Origin of the sequence: Massilia sp. NP310 (assembly GCF_019443485.1) — a bacterium.
Lineage (GTDB): Bacteria > Pseudomonadota > Gammaproteobacteria > Burkholderiales > Burkholderiaceae_D > Telluria > Telluria timonae.
Genome location: NZ_CP080379.1, coordinates 1280223 through 1293845 on the forward strand (window position 1 = coordinate 1280223; position 13623 = coordinate 1293845).

At 67.2% G+C, this 13623-nt stretch carries 14 protein-coding genes; 10 read left to right on the top strand and 4 right to left on the bottom strand.

The window, feature by feature from the left end; all coding sequences use genetic code 11:
* Window positions 1-59 precede the first annotated feature (59 nt).
* Entirely contained in the window at window positions 60-974 is a 915-nt protein-coding gene (locus tag KY496_RS05740; RefSeq protein ID WP_219864180.1) for a LysR family transcriptional regulator, read from the bottom strand.
* A 106-nt stretch (window positions 975-1080) separates the two neighbouring features.
* Between KY496_RS05740 and KY496_RS05745 the strand changes: the two genes are divergently transcribed.
* Together KY496_RS05745 and KY496_RS05750 are read left to right on the top strand one after the other, a co-directional pair.
* The gene (locus tag KY496_RS05745; protein ID WP_219864181.1) at window positions 1081-2289 is read left to right on the top strand and encodes an MFS transporter; all 1209 of its coding nucleotides are present in this window, start codon (window positions 1081-1083) and stop codon (window positions 2287-2289) included.
* A 65-nt stretch (window positions 2290-2354) separates the two neighbouring features.
* Window positions 2355-2888: an ankyrin repeat domain-containing protein gene (locus tag KY496_RS05750; protein ID WP_219864182.1), complete on the top strand. Its 534-nt coding sequence runs from the start codon at window positions 2355-2357 to the stop codon at window positions 2886-2888.
* A gap of 1 nt (window position 2889) precedes the next feature.
* Here the strand turns inward: KY496_RS05750 and KY496_RS05755 are convergent, their stop codons facing one another.
* Window positions 2890-3513, bottom strand: a complete 624-nt coding sequence (locus tag KY496_RS05755) for a PEP-CTERM sorting domain-containing protein (RefSeq protein WP_219864183.1) — start codon at window positions 3511-3513, stop codon at window positions 2890-2892.
* A gap of 193 nt (window positions 3514-3706) precedes the next feature.
* The gene (locus KY496_RS05760; protein ID WP_184236016.1) at window positions 3707-4003 is read right to left on the bottom strand and encodes a putative quinol monooxygenase; all 297 of its coding nucleotides are present in this window, start codon (window positions 4001-4003) and stop codon (window positions 3707-3709) included.
* A gap of 182 nt (window positions 4004-4185) precedes the next feature.
* On the opposite strand from KY496_RS05760, the gene KY496_RS05765 reads away from it, so the two are divergent.
* Window positions 4186-4650, top strand: coding sequence for a hypothetical protein (locus KY496_RS05765; protein WP_005670650.1), 465 nt, complete (start codon window positions 4186-4188; stop codon window positions 4648-4650).
* A gap of 9 nt (window positions 4651-4659) precedes the next feature.
* On the opposite strand, the gene KY496_RS05770 is transcribed toward KY496_RS05765, so the two are convergent.
* Window positions 4660-5130 carry a GNAT family N-acetyltransferase gene (locus KY496_RS05770; RefSeq protein ID WP_005670648.1) on the bottom strand — a complete coding sequence of 157 codons (471 nt, stop codon included), beginning with the start codon at window positions 5128-5130 and terminating at the stop codon, window positions 4660-4662.
* 242 nt (window positions 5131-5372) lie between these two features.
* On the opposite strand from KY496_RS05770, the gene purU reads away from it, so the two are divergent.
* From purU to KY496_RS05805, 7 genes are all read left to right on the top strand, one after another.
* Window positions 5373-6263: a formyltetrahydrofolate deformylase gene (gene purU, locus KY496_RS05775; RefSeq protein WP_005670647.1), complete on the top strand. Its 891-nt coding sequence runs from the start codon at window positions 5373-5375 to the stop codon at window positions 6261-6263.
* Window positions 6264-6361: 98 nt separating this feature from the next.
* The gene (locus tag KY496_RS05780) at window positions 6362-6889 is read left to right on the top strand and encodes a (2Fe-2S)-binding protein (RefSeq protein ID WP_005670645.1); all 528 of its coding nucleotides are present in this window, start codon (window positions 6362-6364) and stop codon (window positions 6887-6889) included.
* A complete protein-coding gene (locus tag KY496_RS05785; protein WP_005670643.1) occupies window positions 6886-7920 on the top strand; it encodes a xanthine dehydrogenase family protein subunit M in 1035 nt (344 codons plus the stop codon). The genes KY496_RS05780 and KY496_RS05785 overlap by 4 nt, the downstream gene beginning before the upstream one ends.
* Window positions 7917-10229 carry a xanthine dehydrogenase family protein molybdopterin-binding subunit gene (locus KY496_RS05790; RefSeq protein WP_005670641.1) on the top strand — a complete coding sequence of 771 codons (2313 nt, stop codon included), beginning with the start codon at window positions 7917-7919 and terminating at the stop codon, window positions 10227-10229. Before KY496_RS05785 ends, KY496_RS05790 begins: the two co-directional genes overlap by 4 nt.
* A 257-nt stretch (window positions 10230-10486) precedes the next feature.
* Window positions 10487-11461 carry a tripartite tricarboxylate transporter substrate binding protein BugD gene (locus KY496_RS05795; protein ID WP_005670638.1) on the top strand — a complete coding sequence of 325 codons (975 nt, stop codon included), beginning with the start codon at window positions 10487-10489 and terminating at the stop codon, window positions 11459-11461.
* Window positions 11462-11622: 161 nt separating this feature from the next.
* The gene (locus tag KY496_RS05800) at window positions 11623-12087 is read left to right on the top strand and encodes a tripartite tricarboxylate transporter TctB family protein (protein WP_005670636.1); all 465 of its coding nucleotides are present in this window, start codon (window positions 11623-11625) and stop codon (window positions 12085-12087) included.
* A gap of 6 nt (window positions 12088-12093) precedes the next feature.
* On the top strand, window positions 12094-13596 hold the full coding sequence (locus tag KY496_RS05805; RefSeq protein WP_005670634.1) for a tripartite tricarboxylate transporter permease: 1503 nt from the start codon (window positions 12094-12096) through the stop codon (window positions 13594-13596).
* The last annotated feature ends 27 nt before the right edge of the window (window positions 13597-13623 follow it).

Here is a 13623-nt window from a genome sequence, read left to right on the forward strand (position 1 = left end):
CTGACAAACATTCGGCCTTCCATCGTGCTGCGCCGCTCCCTGCCGCCGCTTGCGGACCCTCAATCGTGCGCCAGCCGCAGGTCGGGGTCGGCCGCGAACACCCCCGCCAGCCAGTCGGCGAAGGCGCGCAGGCGCGGATTGGCGATGCGCCCCTGCGGATACAGCAGCGACACCGGCATCGGCGTCGGCGGCACGCCCGGCAACACCTCGACCAGCCGGTCCGCATGCGCGCGCAGCTGGTAACGCGCCAGCTGGGTCAGCCCCAGGCCCTGCAGGGCGAGAATCAGGTTGGCGTCGGCGTCGTTGATGGCGATCCCCCCTTTCACGGCGACCTTGCGCACCCCATCCGCTTCCTGGAATTCCCACTCGAAGGCGCGCCCGGTGCGGCCCGAGAAGTGAACGATGCCCTCGTGCCCCGCCAGCTCGTCGAGCGAGGCCGGCACGCCGCGCCGCGCCAGGTAGTCGGGCGTGGCCGCGACGGCGAAGCGCATCAGGCCGATGCGGCGCGCCACCAGGCTGGAATCCTGCAGCTCGCCCACCCGCAGCGCGCAGTCGATGCCTTCGCCGGTCAGGTCGACCAGGCGGTCGCCCATGCCGATGGAGAGGTCGATGCCGGGCCAGGCGCGGCGGAACTCGGCGATGCGCGGCAGCACGATGGCGCGGCCCAGGGCGCCCGGCAGGTCGATCCGCAGCCGTCCCTGCATGCGGCGCCCGTCGGCGCCCAGGAAATCGGCTTCCGCCGTCTCGATCGCGGCCAGGATCGCGGCGCATTGTTCATAGTAGCGCTCACCGTCCTGCGTGAGCGACAGCCGGCGCGTGGTGCGCTGCAGGAGCTGGGCGCCGAGGTGACGCTCGAGGTTCTGCATGGTCGTCGTCAGCGAGGCGCGCGGCAGGTTGAGCGATTCGGCGGCCTTCGTGAAGCTGTTCGCCTCGACGATCCGCACGAAGGTCTGCATCGCCTTCACCTTGTCCATGATTGTTCACATTATATGAATTGTATGTGGGCATTATGCACTAATTATCTTTGCCTCATGCCTGCCTAGAATGGAACTGTTCAACTACCCTATCGAGGAGCAAGCCATGACAATTAACACCGAAGCACGGATATCGAGCGGCATGACGCGGCTGCTGGCCGCCGCCGCCGGCATCATCGTCGCCAACCTGTATTACGCCCAGCCGCTGGTCGGCCCGATCGGGGCCGCCCTCGGCATGCCCCCGGGCGCCGCCGGCCTGATCGTCACCCTCACCCAGATCGGCTACTGCCTCGGCCTGCTGTTCATCGTCCCCCTGGGCGACCTGTTCGAAAACCGGCGCCTGATCGTGAGCGGCCTGGTCGCCACCGGCGCCGCGCTGGCGCTGGCCGCGAACGCCGACACGGCCTGGCAGTTCCTGCTGGCGGCGCTGGCGATCGGGCTGGGCGCCGTGGTGGCCCAGGTGCTGGTGCCGTTCGCGGCCCACCTGGCGCCGGAGGCGACGCGCGGCCAGACCGTCGGCAAGGTGGTCAGCGGGCTGCTGCTGGGGATCATGGTGGCGCGTCCGGTGGCCAGCGTGCTGGCCGGTTTCGGCGGCTGGCAGGCCGTGTTCGGGATCGCCGCGGCGCTGGTGCTGCTGCTGGCCGTGGTGCTGCACTTCAAGCTGCCGCAGCGCCGGCCGGCCGCCACCCAGCGCTACGGCGCGCTGATCGCCTCGCTGTGGCCGGTGCTGGCCAACACCCCGGTCCTGCGGCGCCGGGCGCTGTACCACGCCGGCCTGTTCGGCGCCTTCAGCCTGTTCTGGACCGTGGCGCCGCAAGCCTTGTCCGGCCCCGACTTCGGCCTGAGCCAGAACGGGATCGCGCTGTTCGCCCTGGTCGGCATGGCCGGCGCGGTGGCCTCGCCGATCGCCGGCCGCCTGGCCGATGCCGGCCATACCCTGGGCGCCACCGCGATCGCGCTGGCGGTCGGCGCGCTGAGCTTCCTGCTGCCATTGTTCGCTCCCCATTCGAAGCCGCTGGCGCTCGGCCTGCTGGCCGTGGCCGCCATCGTGCTCGACGCCGCCGTCGCCGCCAACCTGGTGCTGGGCCAGCGCGCGCTGTTCGCCCTCGGCGCCGAGATCCGCAGCCGCCTGAACGGCCTGTACTTCGCCCTGTTCTTCGCCGGCGGCGCGCTCGGTTCGGCGCTCGGCGGCTGGGTCTATGCCCAGTATGGCTGGCATGCGGCGCTGGTGACCGGCATGCTGCTGCCGGCGCTGGCCCTGCCGGCCTGGCTGTGGGAAGCGGCCGAGCACACGGCCAGCCGCCAGCAAGCCTGAAGCGCGCCTGCGTGTCGCAGCCGGATGTGATTTAATCAAGCATCGCACCGACACCAGGAACACGCATGCAAGCCAATGACACCACCCCGCCGGCCGCGCCGGCGGAACTCGACGAAGCCACCCTCGAATGGGTGCGCAAGGTATTCCAGCACGCCCGCGCCGGCGAAGCCGAACCGCTCGGCGCCCTGCTGGCCCAGGGCCTGCCGCCCAATCTGCGCAACGAACGCGGCGACAGCCTCCTGATGCTGGCCTGCTACCACGGCCACCACGACGCCGCGCGCGTGCTGCTGGAGCACGGCGCCGATCCGCAACTCATGAACGACGCTTCCCAGACCCCGCTGCATGGCGCCGCCTTCAAGGGCGACCTGGCGGTGACGAAGCTGCTGCTGGACCACGGCGCCATCGCCGACCATGCGGGACCGTCCGGCAAGACCGCGCTGATGTTCGCCGCGATGTTCAACCGGGTCGAGATCGCCCGCCTGCTGATGGAGCGCGGCGCCGACCCGTCACGGCGCGATGCCGACGGCGTCAGCGCCTTCGACACGGCGCAGCGCATGGGCGCGGCCGACACCGCGGCGCTGCTGGCGCCGACAGCCTGAGTCAGCGCCCTGGCCGCCGGCCCTGGGTGAGCCAGGCCGCGGCCAGGCCCAGGCCGGCGAGCAGCACGCTGGACGGCTCGGGCACCTCGCCCTCGAGCGGCTCGCCCACCAGCAGGCCGGTGGAGCCCGAGCAGGCCGGTCTTTCGTAGGCGCAGCCGAACGGCTCGTCGCTGTGCGCGTTCAGCACCGTGAACAGGCTGCCCGTGCTGCCCAGGGTGAAGTGCGAATTGCCGTCGGTGGCGAAGATCTCGCCGCTGAGCGCGCCGCCAGGCAGGAAGGTCACGTCCAGCCTGATCTTGTCATAGTAGTGCTGCGGCAGCTGGCGGTAGCCGTAGTCGATGTAGTTGTGCCGGTACTCGCCCGAGAACGGCTCTTCGTACCAGTAGCGCAGCGACAGCAGGCTGTCCTGGGGATTCAGGCACGGCCCGTCCAGGTCGCACATATTCGTGAAATCGAGGTAGAGGCTGCCCTGCGCGACCGCCGCATCGGAAAACACCAGCTCCAGGTTCAGGCCGGGCGGCATCGACTCGGATGCCTCGACCTGTTGCCAGGAATAGGTCACGGCGGCCTGCGCCGGCTGGGCCAGCAGTGCGGCCGCGAACAGCAACGGGGTGATACGCAACATCGACATGCTCCTCATGGTTACTCACTATGGATGAGCAAGAACCGGGCCTGTCACCTTCGCCTCAGCAACTCCTTGATTTGACGAAAGATTTTTCGCCGATTGTCAATACGCAAGCAGCCAGTGTTAAATATCTCGACAGCTCATCCGTTCGGACCAGGTCCGAAGCGTGGCTGCGGGTGAGGCCCTCCCGCCGTCAGCCGGCGGGCGTGTACTTGCGCACCGCCACCGGGCGCTCGACCAGCGCCGGCAGGTCGGCCACCAGGGCCGCCATGTGCGCGCTGGCGTCGTGCAGCGCCACCGCCTCGGCATCGCGCCAGTATTCCACCATGATGAACTCGCGCGGGTCTTCGTTCGAGCGCTGCAGCTCGTACAGGATGCAGCCGGCTTCCTTGCGGGTTTCCATCGTCATCGCGTGCATGCGCGCCGCGAGCGCGGCTTCCTGGCCCGCCCTGGCGTACAGGGTGGCGATGATCGTCACTTGCTGGTTCATGTTCTTCCTTCGTGTCGAGGGCGCCATGGCCTGGGAGTGCCTGGCGCCGCCCTGCAGTATAGGATGAACCGCGCGCATCTGCCGGCCGGCCCGCGATTTCCACTCCGGCATGCTCATCCCCTATAATCGTAGCCGCCCCGGCCCCGCCCGCGGGCGAGCTTCCACCACTACCTAGGATTCCGATGAAAGCCCTGCCTCTTGCCGTATTGCTCCTTGCCTCCGGTTCCGCGCTCGCCAACGACGCCGCGCTCCTGAAATGCCGCGCCGTGAGCGACGTCGCGGCGCGCGTGGCCTGCTATGACGCGATTCCCCTTGGCGCGGCAAGTCCCGCGGCAGCCGCGCAGGCGGCCGGTGCGCCGGTGGCGGCGGCCCGCGCCGAGCAAAACTTCGGCATGGAAGCGGTGAAACAGCGCGAGGAGCAGCCCCAGTCGGTGCAGAGCACCATCGTGGGCAGCTTCGAAGGCTGGGGCCCGGGTTCGCGGATCCGCCTGGCCAACGGCCAGGTGTGGCGCGTCATCGACGGCAGCGACGCGGTCCTGGCACCGCGCACCGACGTCAAGGTCAGCATGGAACGCAATCTGTTCGGCACCATCTTCATGCGCGTGGACGGCACCAACGCCTCGGCCAAGGTGCGCCGCGTCGAATGATCCAGCGCGTCAGGCCAGCGGGCGCGCCATGTAGAGCGCTCCCGCCGGATACGTGAGCAGGCCCGCATCGCCGGTGGCCCGCGCCGCGAAGCCGAAGCCGCTCCAGAAGCGCGTGCTGTCCTGCACCGACACCAGCGCGGCATGGGACAACGCCAGATCGCGGCCGAGGTCCAGCAAGCGCTCCACCAGCGATCGCGCCAGCCCGCGTCCGAGCGCGCGCGCATCGACCGCCAGGTCGTGCAGGTACAGCGTGTCGGCGTCCGGCGCGATCTCGAACGCCGCCCCGAGGTCGGTGACCCGCCCCAGGCGCGACGGGTAGGCGAACAGGTAGCCGCACACGCCGTCGGCGTCGCATGCGACCAGGCAGGTGGCGGCCGCCGCATCGCGCCGCGCCTTTACCACGGGCGCCGCTTCCTGCATCGCCGGTGGATAGCAGGCCGCCTGCACGCGCAGCACGGCATCGAGATCGGCGAACAGCATTGGACGGATATGCGTTGGCGTCGGCATCGGAACCCTGGAAAAAAGCGCGCATGGTAGCACGCCTGACATGCACGCTTGACGACATCGGCCACATCCATCATTCTATACATTCTGACAACATCGCCTTGCCAGCGCTGCCGACCCGGCGGCGCCGGAAACCAGAGCTGCCGCCGTCCCACCTGGCCGGTGTCGCGTGACGGACGGGCACTTCGCATCCAGCCCCTAACCGACAGGAATCACCCATGAGCAGCATCGCCCCGGCGCCCGCCGGCCGCATCGAATACATCCTCAACGCCAGCTGCCCGGCCGGCACCGGCATCGTCGCCGCCGTGGCGACCTTCCTCGCCGAGCGCGACTGCTATATCTGCGCGCTGGAACAGTTCGACGACGATTCGACCGCGCGTTTCTTCATGCGCGCCGTGTTTCGCCAGCAAGAAAACTCCCCACCGATCGACCGCATCCGCAGCGAGTTCGCCGACCTGGTCGCCGGCCGCCTCGAGATGCAGTGGAAGATGTTCGACCCGCTCGATCCGGTGCGCACCGTGATCATGGTCTCCAAGACCGACCACTGCCTGGACGACCTGCTGTACCGCCGCCGTAACGGCGAACTGAACATGCAGATCACGGCGGTGGTGTCGAACCACCTCGACCTGCGCCCGATGGTCGAACGCGAAGGCATCCGCTTCGTGTTCCTGCCGGTCACCAAGGACAACAAGACGCAGCAAGAGGCGCGCCTGTTCGAGATTTTCGAGGAGACCGGCTCTGAACTCGTGATCCTGGCGCGCTATATGCAGATCCTGTCGGACGAGCTGGCGCGGCGCCTGGCCGGCAAGTGCATCAATATCCACCACTCCTTCCTGCCCGGCTTCAAGGGCGCCAAACCCTACCAGCAAGCCTTCGACCGCGGGGTCAAGCTGATCGGCGCGACGGCCCATTACGCCACGCCCGATCTCGACGAGGGCCCGATCATCGAGCAGGTGCTGACCAGGGTCGACCACAACTACCGGGTCGACCAGCTGACCCGCGTCGGCCGCGACAACGAGTGCCTGGCGCTGGCGGCGGCGGTCAAATTCCACATCGAACGCCGCGTCTTTGTCGACGGCAACAAAACAGTGGTATTCCGCGGTCCCTGAGCAAAATAACAAGTTACCTCAAGAATAGGTGCGTCACCTAACCGTGACGCACCCGGCTGCACGGGTAAGATCATGGCTTCTCATAGAGGGGAATGACCATGGAACTTCACCAGCAGTATCCGGTCCGCCTGCGTATCAACGGGCAGGACCGCGAATTCAACGTCGAGTCCTGGGTGACCTTGCTTGACCTGTTGCGCGAGCGCGCAGGCATGACCGGCACCAAGAAGGGCTGCGACCAGGGACAATGCGGCGCATGCACGGTGCTGGTGGACGGCAAGCGCATCAATTCCTGCCTGACCCTGGCGGTCATGCAGGACGGTAAAGAGATCACCACGGTCGAAGGCCTGGCCAACGGCGAAGACCTGCACCCGATCCAGCAAGCCTTCATCGACTGCGACGCCTTCCAGTGCGGCTACTGCACCCCTGGGCAGCTGTGTTCGGCCGTGGGCCTGATGAACGAGGACCAGGCCAGGTCGCGCGACGACGTGCGCGAACTCATGAGCGGCAATATCTGCCGTTGCGGCGCCTATCCGCAGATCGCGGACGCCGTGGTCCAGGTGATGGACCTGCGCAAGAAAGATAGCGGCGACAAGCCCGCCTTCACGACCGGGGCGGTGCTCGCATGAATCCATTCACCTTCACCCAATCGAAGGACCTCGACGGCGTGCTGGCGGCCTTGAGCGCCGGCGAAGCGCGCCCGATCGCGGGCGGCACCAACCTGCTCGACCTGATGAAGGAAGGCGTGATGCGCCCTTCGCAACTGGTCGACATCAATGGCCTCGGCCTGGACAAGGTGGAGGTCGGCGACGACGGCGGCCTGCTGCTGGGCGCCCTCGCCCGCAACGCCGACACCGCCTACGACCCGCTGGTGCGCGAACGCTTCCCGCTGCTGTCGAGCGCGATCCTGGCCGGCGCCTCGCCCCAGCTGCGCAATATGGCGAGCAATGGCGGCAACCTGATGCAGCGCACCCGCTGCGTCTACTTCTATGACGTCGGCACCGCCTGCAACAAGCGCGAGCCCGGCACCGGCTGCCCGGCCAGGGATGGCGTCAACCGCCAGCATGCGATCCTGGGCACCAGCGAAGCCTGCATCGCGACCCACCCGTCCGATATGTGCGTGGCCCTGCGCGCGTTGGATGCGACCGTGCACGTCCAGTCCAGCAGCGGCAAGCGGCAAATCCCCTTCGCCGAGTTCCACCGCCTGCCGGAAGACCGTCCCGAGATCGACAACACCCTGCAGCCGGGCGAACTGATCACCCACATCACCGTCCCGCAGGCCGACCGCTTCATCGCCCACAGCGCCTACATCAAGGTGCGCGACCGCCTGTCCTACGCGTTCGCGCTGGTGTCGGTGGCGGCCGCCCTCGACCTCGATGACGACGGCACGATCAAGGCTGCGCGCATCGCGCTCGGCGGCGTCGCCCACAAGCCGTGGCGGATCGAAGCGGCAGAAGCGCAACTGGTGGGCAAGGCGGCCGGCGAGGAAGCCTTCGCCGCCGTCGCCGACACCATTCTACAGGGCGCGCGCAGCTTCGGCCAGAACGACTTCAAGCCGGCGCTGGCGAAGAACGCCATCGTCCAGGCCTTGACCAGCGCCGCCCGCGGCACCGATATCGCCAGCGGCAGCGACCGCCATCCAGAAGGAGACCGAGCATGACCGACCTGATTCCAGAACTGCGAGCGCCGAGCGCGCCGGCCGGCACCGGCCGCGTCAAGAGCGGCATGGCCGTCTCGCGCGTCGACGGCCGCGCCAAGGTCACCGGCCAGGCCCAGTACGCGGCCGAGGTGTTCGCGCCCGACCTGTGCTATGGCGTCGTCGTCAGCAGCACCGTCGCCAAGGGCCGCATCACCCGCATCGACACCGTCGACGCCCTCACCGCGCATGGCGTGATTTCCGTCATGACCCACGAGAACCGCCCCAAGATGCGCTCCCTCGACATCGCCTGGAAGGACATGACCGCTCCCGTCGGCTCGCCCTTCCGGCCCCTGTTCTCGGACCAGATCTTCTACAGCGGCCAGCCGGTGGCCCTGGTGATCGCCGACACCTTCGAGGCGGCGCGCCACGCGGCCCAGCTGGTGCGCGTGCATTACGACGTCGACGAGCACGAGACCAACCACCTGGAACGCCTGGGCGAAGCCTATGAGCCGAAGAAGATGAAGGCCGGCTTCACGCCGCCGAGCAGCACCGGCGACGGCGAAAAGGCGTTCGCGAATGCCCCGGTCAAGGTCGACTCGCAGTACTACAACGGGGTCGAGCATCACAATCCGATGGAGATGTTCGCCTCCACCGTGATCTATGGCGAGGATGGCCACCTGACCATCTACGACAAGACCCAGAGCTCGCAGAACAGCCGCTGGTACGTCTCGCACGGCTTCGGCATCTCGAAGGACAAGGTGACGGTGCGCAACCCCTACGTGGGCGGCGCTTTCGGTTCCGGCCTGCGTCCGCAGTACCAGCTGCCGCTGGCCGTGATGGGCGCGCTGCAGCTGAAACGCTCGGTGCGCGTGGTGCTCACGCGCCAGCAGATGTTCAGCTTCGGCCACCGCCCCGAGACCTGGCACCGCATCCGCCTGGGCGCCGACCATGACGGCACGCTCAAGGCGATCTGGCACGAGGCGATCCAGGAAACCTCGCGCCTCGAGGACTACGTGGAAGTGATCGTCAACTGGTCCGGCCAGCTGTACGCCTGTCCCGACATCAAGCTCGGCTACCAGGTGGTGGCGCATGATCGATTCACGCCAATCGACATGCGCGCGCCCGGCGCCGCCCACGGCGTGCACGCGCTCGAAGTGGCGATGGACGAGCTGGCGTACGAACTCAAGATGGACCCGCTGGCCCTGCGCCTGAAGAACTACACCGACGTCGCCCCGATCGAGGACAAGCCGTTCTCGACCAAGGAGCTGCGCGAATGCTACCGCCAGGGCGCCGAGCGCTTCGGCTGGGACCAGCGTCCGCTCGAGCCGCGCTCGATGCGGGACGGCGACGAGCTGGTCGGCTGGGGCATGGCGACCGGGATCTGGGATTCGCTGGTGATGGTGGCGCGCGTCTCCGCCGTGCTGCATGCCGATGGCCGCCTGGTGGTGAGCAGCGCCGCGACCGACATCGGCACCGGCACCTATACCGCGATGTCGATCGTCGCCGCCGAACAGCTTGGCCTGCCGCTCGAGCAGGTGACCTTCCAGCTGGGCGATTCGACCTTGCCGATGGCGCCGATCGAAGGCGGCTCGTCGCACATGGCCACGGTCGGCTCGGGCGTGCATGGCGCTTGCGAGAAGCTCAAGAAGCAGCTGCTCAAGATGGCGGCGGCGATGCAGGATTCGCCGCTGGCCAAGGCGCGCATGCGCGACGTCGAGTTCGGCGACGGCGCAGTGTTCTTGAAGAAGGATCCGGCGCAGCGGGTCGAACTCTCCGCCGTGCTGCGCGACGCCAACCTCGACCGCCTGGAGGAGAAATTCTTCATGACGCCGCAGATGCTCAAGCAGCGCAAGTACACGCGCGCGGTGCACTCGGCCGTGTTCTGCGAGGTGCGCGTCAACGAGAAGCTGGGCATGGTGCGCGTGACCCGCGTGGTGAGCGCGGTCGCGGCCGGGCGCATCATCAGCGCCAAGACGGCGGCCAGCCAGATCAGCGGCGCGGTGGTGTGGGGCATCAGCCAGGCCCTGCATGAAGAAACCCATACCGATGACAGGTACGGGCGCTTCATGAACCACAACTACGCCGAATACCACGTGGCGGTGAACGCCGACATCCACGACATCGACGTGATCTTCGTGGAAGAGGACGACCGCATCGTGAGCAAGCAGCTCGGCGCCAAGGGCGTGGGCGAGATCGGGATCGTGGGCGTGGCGGCGGCGGTGTCGAACGCCATCTTCCACGCGACCGGCAAGCGCCTGCGCACCACGCCGATGACCCCGGCCAAGCTGCTGATGGGGGATCGCGAACTGCCGGTGCAGGCGCCGGTGTAATCCGATTCTCTCGACGGCATCGAAGCGCCGACGGCCACCGCCGTCGGCGTTGTCATTTTCGAATTTTCGCCTTCGGCTGTACAGCTTTTACTGAACCTCGTCACACCCATGCGACATACGTATTTCCACGTAGTTGCATATCAATATGTTTACTGGTACAACCCTAGCTGCGTAAGACAACGCTAGAGCGCAGTGACGCACCGCAAAGGTGCGCACTGCCATCCCATACCAAGAACGAGATAACGAGGACGACAAACATGAAGCTCAAGATGCTGTGCGCTGTCGCGTGCCTGGCCGCTTTCGGCAGCGGCCTGGCCCAGGCCCAGAACTACCCCAACAAGACCATCACCATGATCGTGCCGTTCGCGGCCGGCGGCCCGACCGACACGGTCGCGCGCCTGGTGGCGCAGTCGATGGGCACCACCCTCAAGCAGCAGATCATCATCGAGAACGTCGGCGGCGCCGGCGGCACCATCGGCGCGGCGCGCGCGGCCAAGGCCGCTCCCGACGGCTACACCCTGTTCCTGCACCACATCGGCCAGTCGACCGCCCCTGCCCTGTACCGCAAGCTGCCGTACGACGCGATCACCAGCTTCGAGCCGATCGGCCTGATCACCGACGTGCCGATGACCGTCGTCGCCCGCGGCAACTTCCCGGCCAAGGACATGAAGGAGCTGATCACCTACGTCAAGGCCAACAAGGACAAGGTGACCTACGCCCACGCCGGCCTGGGTTCGGCCTCGCACCTGTGCGGCATGCTGCTGCAGACGGCGATGGGCGTCGAGCTGACCACCGTGCCCTACAAGGGCACCGGCCCGGCGATGAACGACCTGCTGGGCGGCCAGGTGGACTTCATGTGCGACCAGACCACCAACACCACCAGCCAGATCAAGAGCGGCAAGATCAAGGCCTATGGCGTGACCACCAAGACCGTCGTGCCGTCGCTGCCCAACCTGCCGACCCTGGCGTCCGGCGCCCTGCCGAACTTCGAAGTCGGCGTCTGGCACGGCCTGTACGCGCCGAAGGGCACGCCGAAGCCGGTCGTCGATGCGCTGGCGAACGCCCTGCGCGCCTCGCTGCGCGATCCGAACGTGATCAAGCGCTTCAGCGACCTGGGCACCGAGCCGGTGCCGACCAACCAGGCGACGCCGGAAGCGCTGCGCACCCACCTCAAGCAGCAGATCGACCTGTGGGGTCCGATCATCAAGAAAGCCGGCGCTTTCGCCGACTGAGCATGAGCATCTGATATCACGCACTGTGCCGGCTCCACCGGGACGGTGCGTTTTGTTGTAGCTGTCGTACCTGCCGCACCCGCAGCACCGTCGTTGAAACACACTTCGAACCATTGCATCTGTACCACCGCATTTGCATCACAAAAAAAGGGGACCACCACGTGCCAGCATTCATACGCCACCCAAAGGATTTTTGGAGTGGCATCGTCTTTCTCTTCTTCGGCCTGAGCGCCATCGTCATCGGCCAGGACTATGAAATGGGCACGGCCGGACGCATGGGCCCGGCCTATTTCCCGACCGCCCTCGGCGGCCTGCTGTCGCTGGTCGGCGCAGCTTCCTTGCTGCGCTCCTTCTTCCGCCAGGGCGAGCCGATCGGCCGCCTGTACTGGAAAGAGCTGTCGCTGGTGCTGGTGGCCGTGCTGCTGTTCGGCTTCCTGGTGCGCGACGCGGGCCTGGTGCCGGCGGCCTTCCTGCTGATCCTGATCAGCAGCTACGCCGGCCAGAAATTCAATCTGGGCAAGGCCGTGGCGCTGGCCGTCGGCGGCGCCCTGTTCGCGGTAGGCCTGTTCGTCAAGCTGCTCGGCTTGCCGATGCCTATCTTTGGTCCTTGGCTCGGTGGGAATTAATAGAATATGGAACTCTTCAGCAATCTCGCCCTCGGCCTCGAAACGGCCTTCACGCTTCAAAACCTGTTCTACTGCCTGGTCGGCGTCTTCGTCGGCACCGCGGTCGGCGTGCTGCCGGGTCTCGGCCCGATCGCCACCATCGCCATGCTGCTGCCGGCGACCTTCGGCCTGCCGCCGGAATCGGCGCTGATCATGTTGGCCGGCATCTACTATGGCGCCCAGTACGGCGGCTCGACCACCGCGATCCTGGTCAACCTGCCTGGTGAATCCTCGTCGGTCGTGACGGCCCTGGACGGCTACCAGATGGCGCGCAACGGCAACGCCGGCAAGGCGCTGGCCACCGCGGCGATCGCCTCGTTCTTCGCCGGTTCGGTCGCCACCGTGCTGCTGGCCCTGGCCGCGCCGCCGCTGGCCGACATGGCCCTCGAATTCGGCCCTGCCGAATACTTCTCGCTGATGGTGCTCGGCCTGGTCGCCTCGGTGGTCCTGGCGAGCGGCTCGCTGCTCAAGGCGATCGGCATGGTGCTGCTCGGCCTGCTGCTGGGCGTGGTGGGCACCGACGTCAACTCGGGCTCGGCGCGCTACACCTTCGACCTGCCGCAGCTGGCCGACGGCATCAACTTCGTGATCGTCGCGATGGGCATGTTCGGCATCGGCGAGATCGTCCGCAACCTGGAGCACGACGAGTCGCGCAACCTGGTGATGAAGAAGGTCAAGGGCCTGATGCTGAGCAAGGACGACTTCAAGCGCATCATCGCCCCGGTCCTGCGCGCGACCGGCCTCGGCTCCATCCTCGGCATCCTGCCGGGCGGCGGCGCGATGCTGGCGTCGTTCGCCTCCTACTCGCTGGAGAAGAAGGTGTCGAAGAACTCGGCGCAGTTCGGCAAGGGCGCGATCGAAGGCGTGGCGGCCCCGGAAGCGGCCAACAACGCCGGCGCCCAGACCTCGTTCATCCCGATGCTGACCCTCGGCATCCCGTCGAACCCGGTGATGGCGCTGATGATCGGCGCGATGATCATCCAGGGCATCCAGCCGGGTCCGGCCGTGATGACCGAGCAGCCCGGCCTGTTCTGGGGCCTGATCGTCTCGATGTGGATCGGTAACCTGTTCCTGGTCGTGCTGAACCTGCCGATGATCGGCATCTGGGTGCGCATGATCATGGTGCCTTACCAGCTGCTGTATCCGGCGATCCTGATGTTCTGCGCGATCGGCGTGTTCAGCCTGAACAACAGCAACTTCGACGTCTACCTGATGGCGCTGTTCGGCCTGCTGGGCTACCTGTGCGCCAAGCTGGAACTGGAACCGGCGCCGATGCTGCTCGGCTTCATCATCGGACCGATGATGGAAGAGTACCTGCGCCGCGCCCTGCTGCTGTCGCGCAGCGATCCGATGGTGTTCATCGAGCGTCCGATCTCGGGCGTGATGCTGGGCCTGGCCGCCGCGGCGATGATCGTCGTGCTGCTGCCGTCGCTGCGCAAGAAGCGCGAAGAGGCGTTCCAGGAAGACTGATGCGCTGAACGCGGAGCGAACCCCGTG

Bases quoted from the DNA above. Each gene is read 5' to 3' on its own strand.
- KY496_RS05740 (WP_219864180.1), bottom strand. From the start codon at position 974: ATGGACAAGGTGAAGGCGATGCAGACCTTCGTGCGGATCGTCGAGGCG.
- KY496_RS05745 (WP_219864181.1), top strand. From the start codon at position 1,081: ATGACAATTAACACCGAAGCACGGATATCGAGCGGCATGACGCGGCTG.
- KY496_RS05750 (WP_219864182.1), top strand. From the start codon at position 2,355: ATGCAAGCCAATGACACCACCCCGCCGGCCGCGCCGGCGGAACTCGAC.
- KY496_RS05755 (WP_219864183.1), bottom strand. From the start codon at position 3,513: ATGTTGCGTATCACCCCGTTGCTGTTCGCGGCCGCACTGCTGGCCCAG.
- KY496_RS05760 (WP_184236016.1), bottom strand. From the start codon at position 4,003: ATGAACCAGCAAGTGACGATCATCGCCACCCTGTACGCCAGGGCGGGC.
- KY496_RS05765 (WP_005670650.1), top strand. From the start codon at position 4,186: ATGAAAGCCCTGCCTCTTGCCGTATTGCTCCTTGCCTCCGGTTCCGCG.
- KY496_RS05770 (WP_005670648.1), bottom strand. From the start codon at position 5,130: ATGCTGTTCGCCGATCTCGATGCCGTGCTGCGCGTGCAGGCGGCCTGC.
- purU (WP_005670647.1), top strand. From the start codon at position 5,373: ATGAGCAGCATCGCCCCGGCGCCCGCCGGCCGCATCGAATACATCCTC.
- KY496_RS05780 (WP_005670645.1), top strand. From the start codon at position 6,362: ATGGAACTTCACCAGCAGTATCCGGTCCGCCTGCGTATCAACGGGCAG.
- KY496_RS05785 (WP_005670643.1), top strand. From the start codon at position 6,886: ATGAATCCATTCACCTTCACCCAATCGAAGGACCTCGACGGCGTGCTG.
- KY496_RS05790 (WP_005670641.1), top strand. From the start codon at position 7,917: ATGACCGACCTGATTCCAGAACTGCGAGCGCCGAGCGCGCCGGCCGGC.
- KY496_RS05795 (WP_005670638.1), top strand. From the start codon at position 10,487: ATGAAGCTCAAGATGCTGTGCGCTGTCGCGTGCCTGGCCGCTTTCGGC.
- KY496_RS05805 (WP_005670634.1), top strand. From the start codon at position 12,094: ATGGAACTCTTCAGCAATCTCGCCCTCGGCCTCGAAACGGCCTTCACG.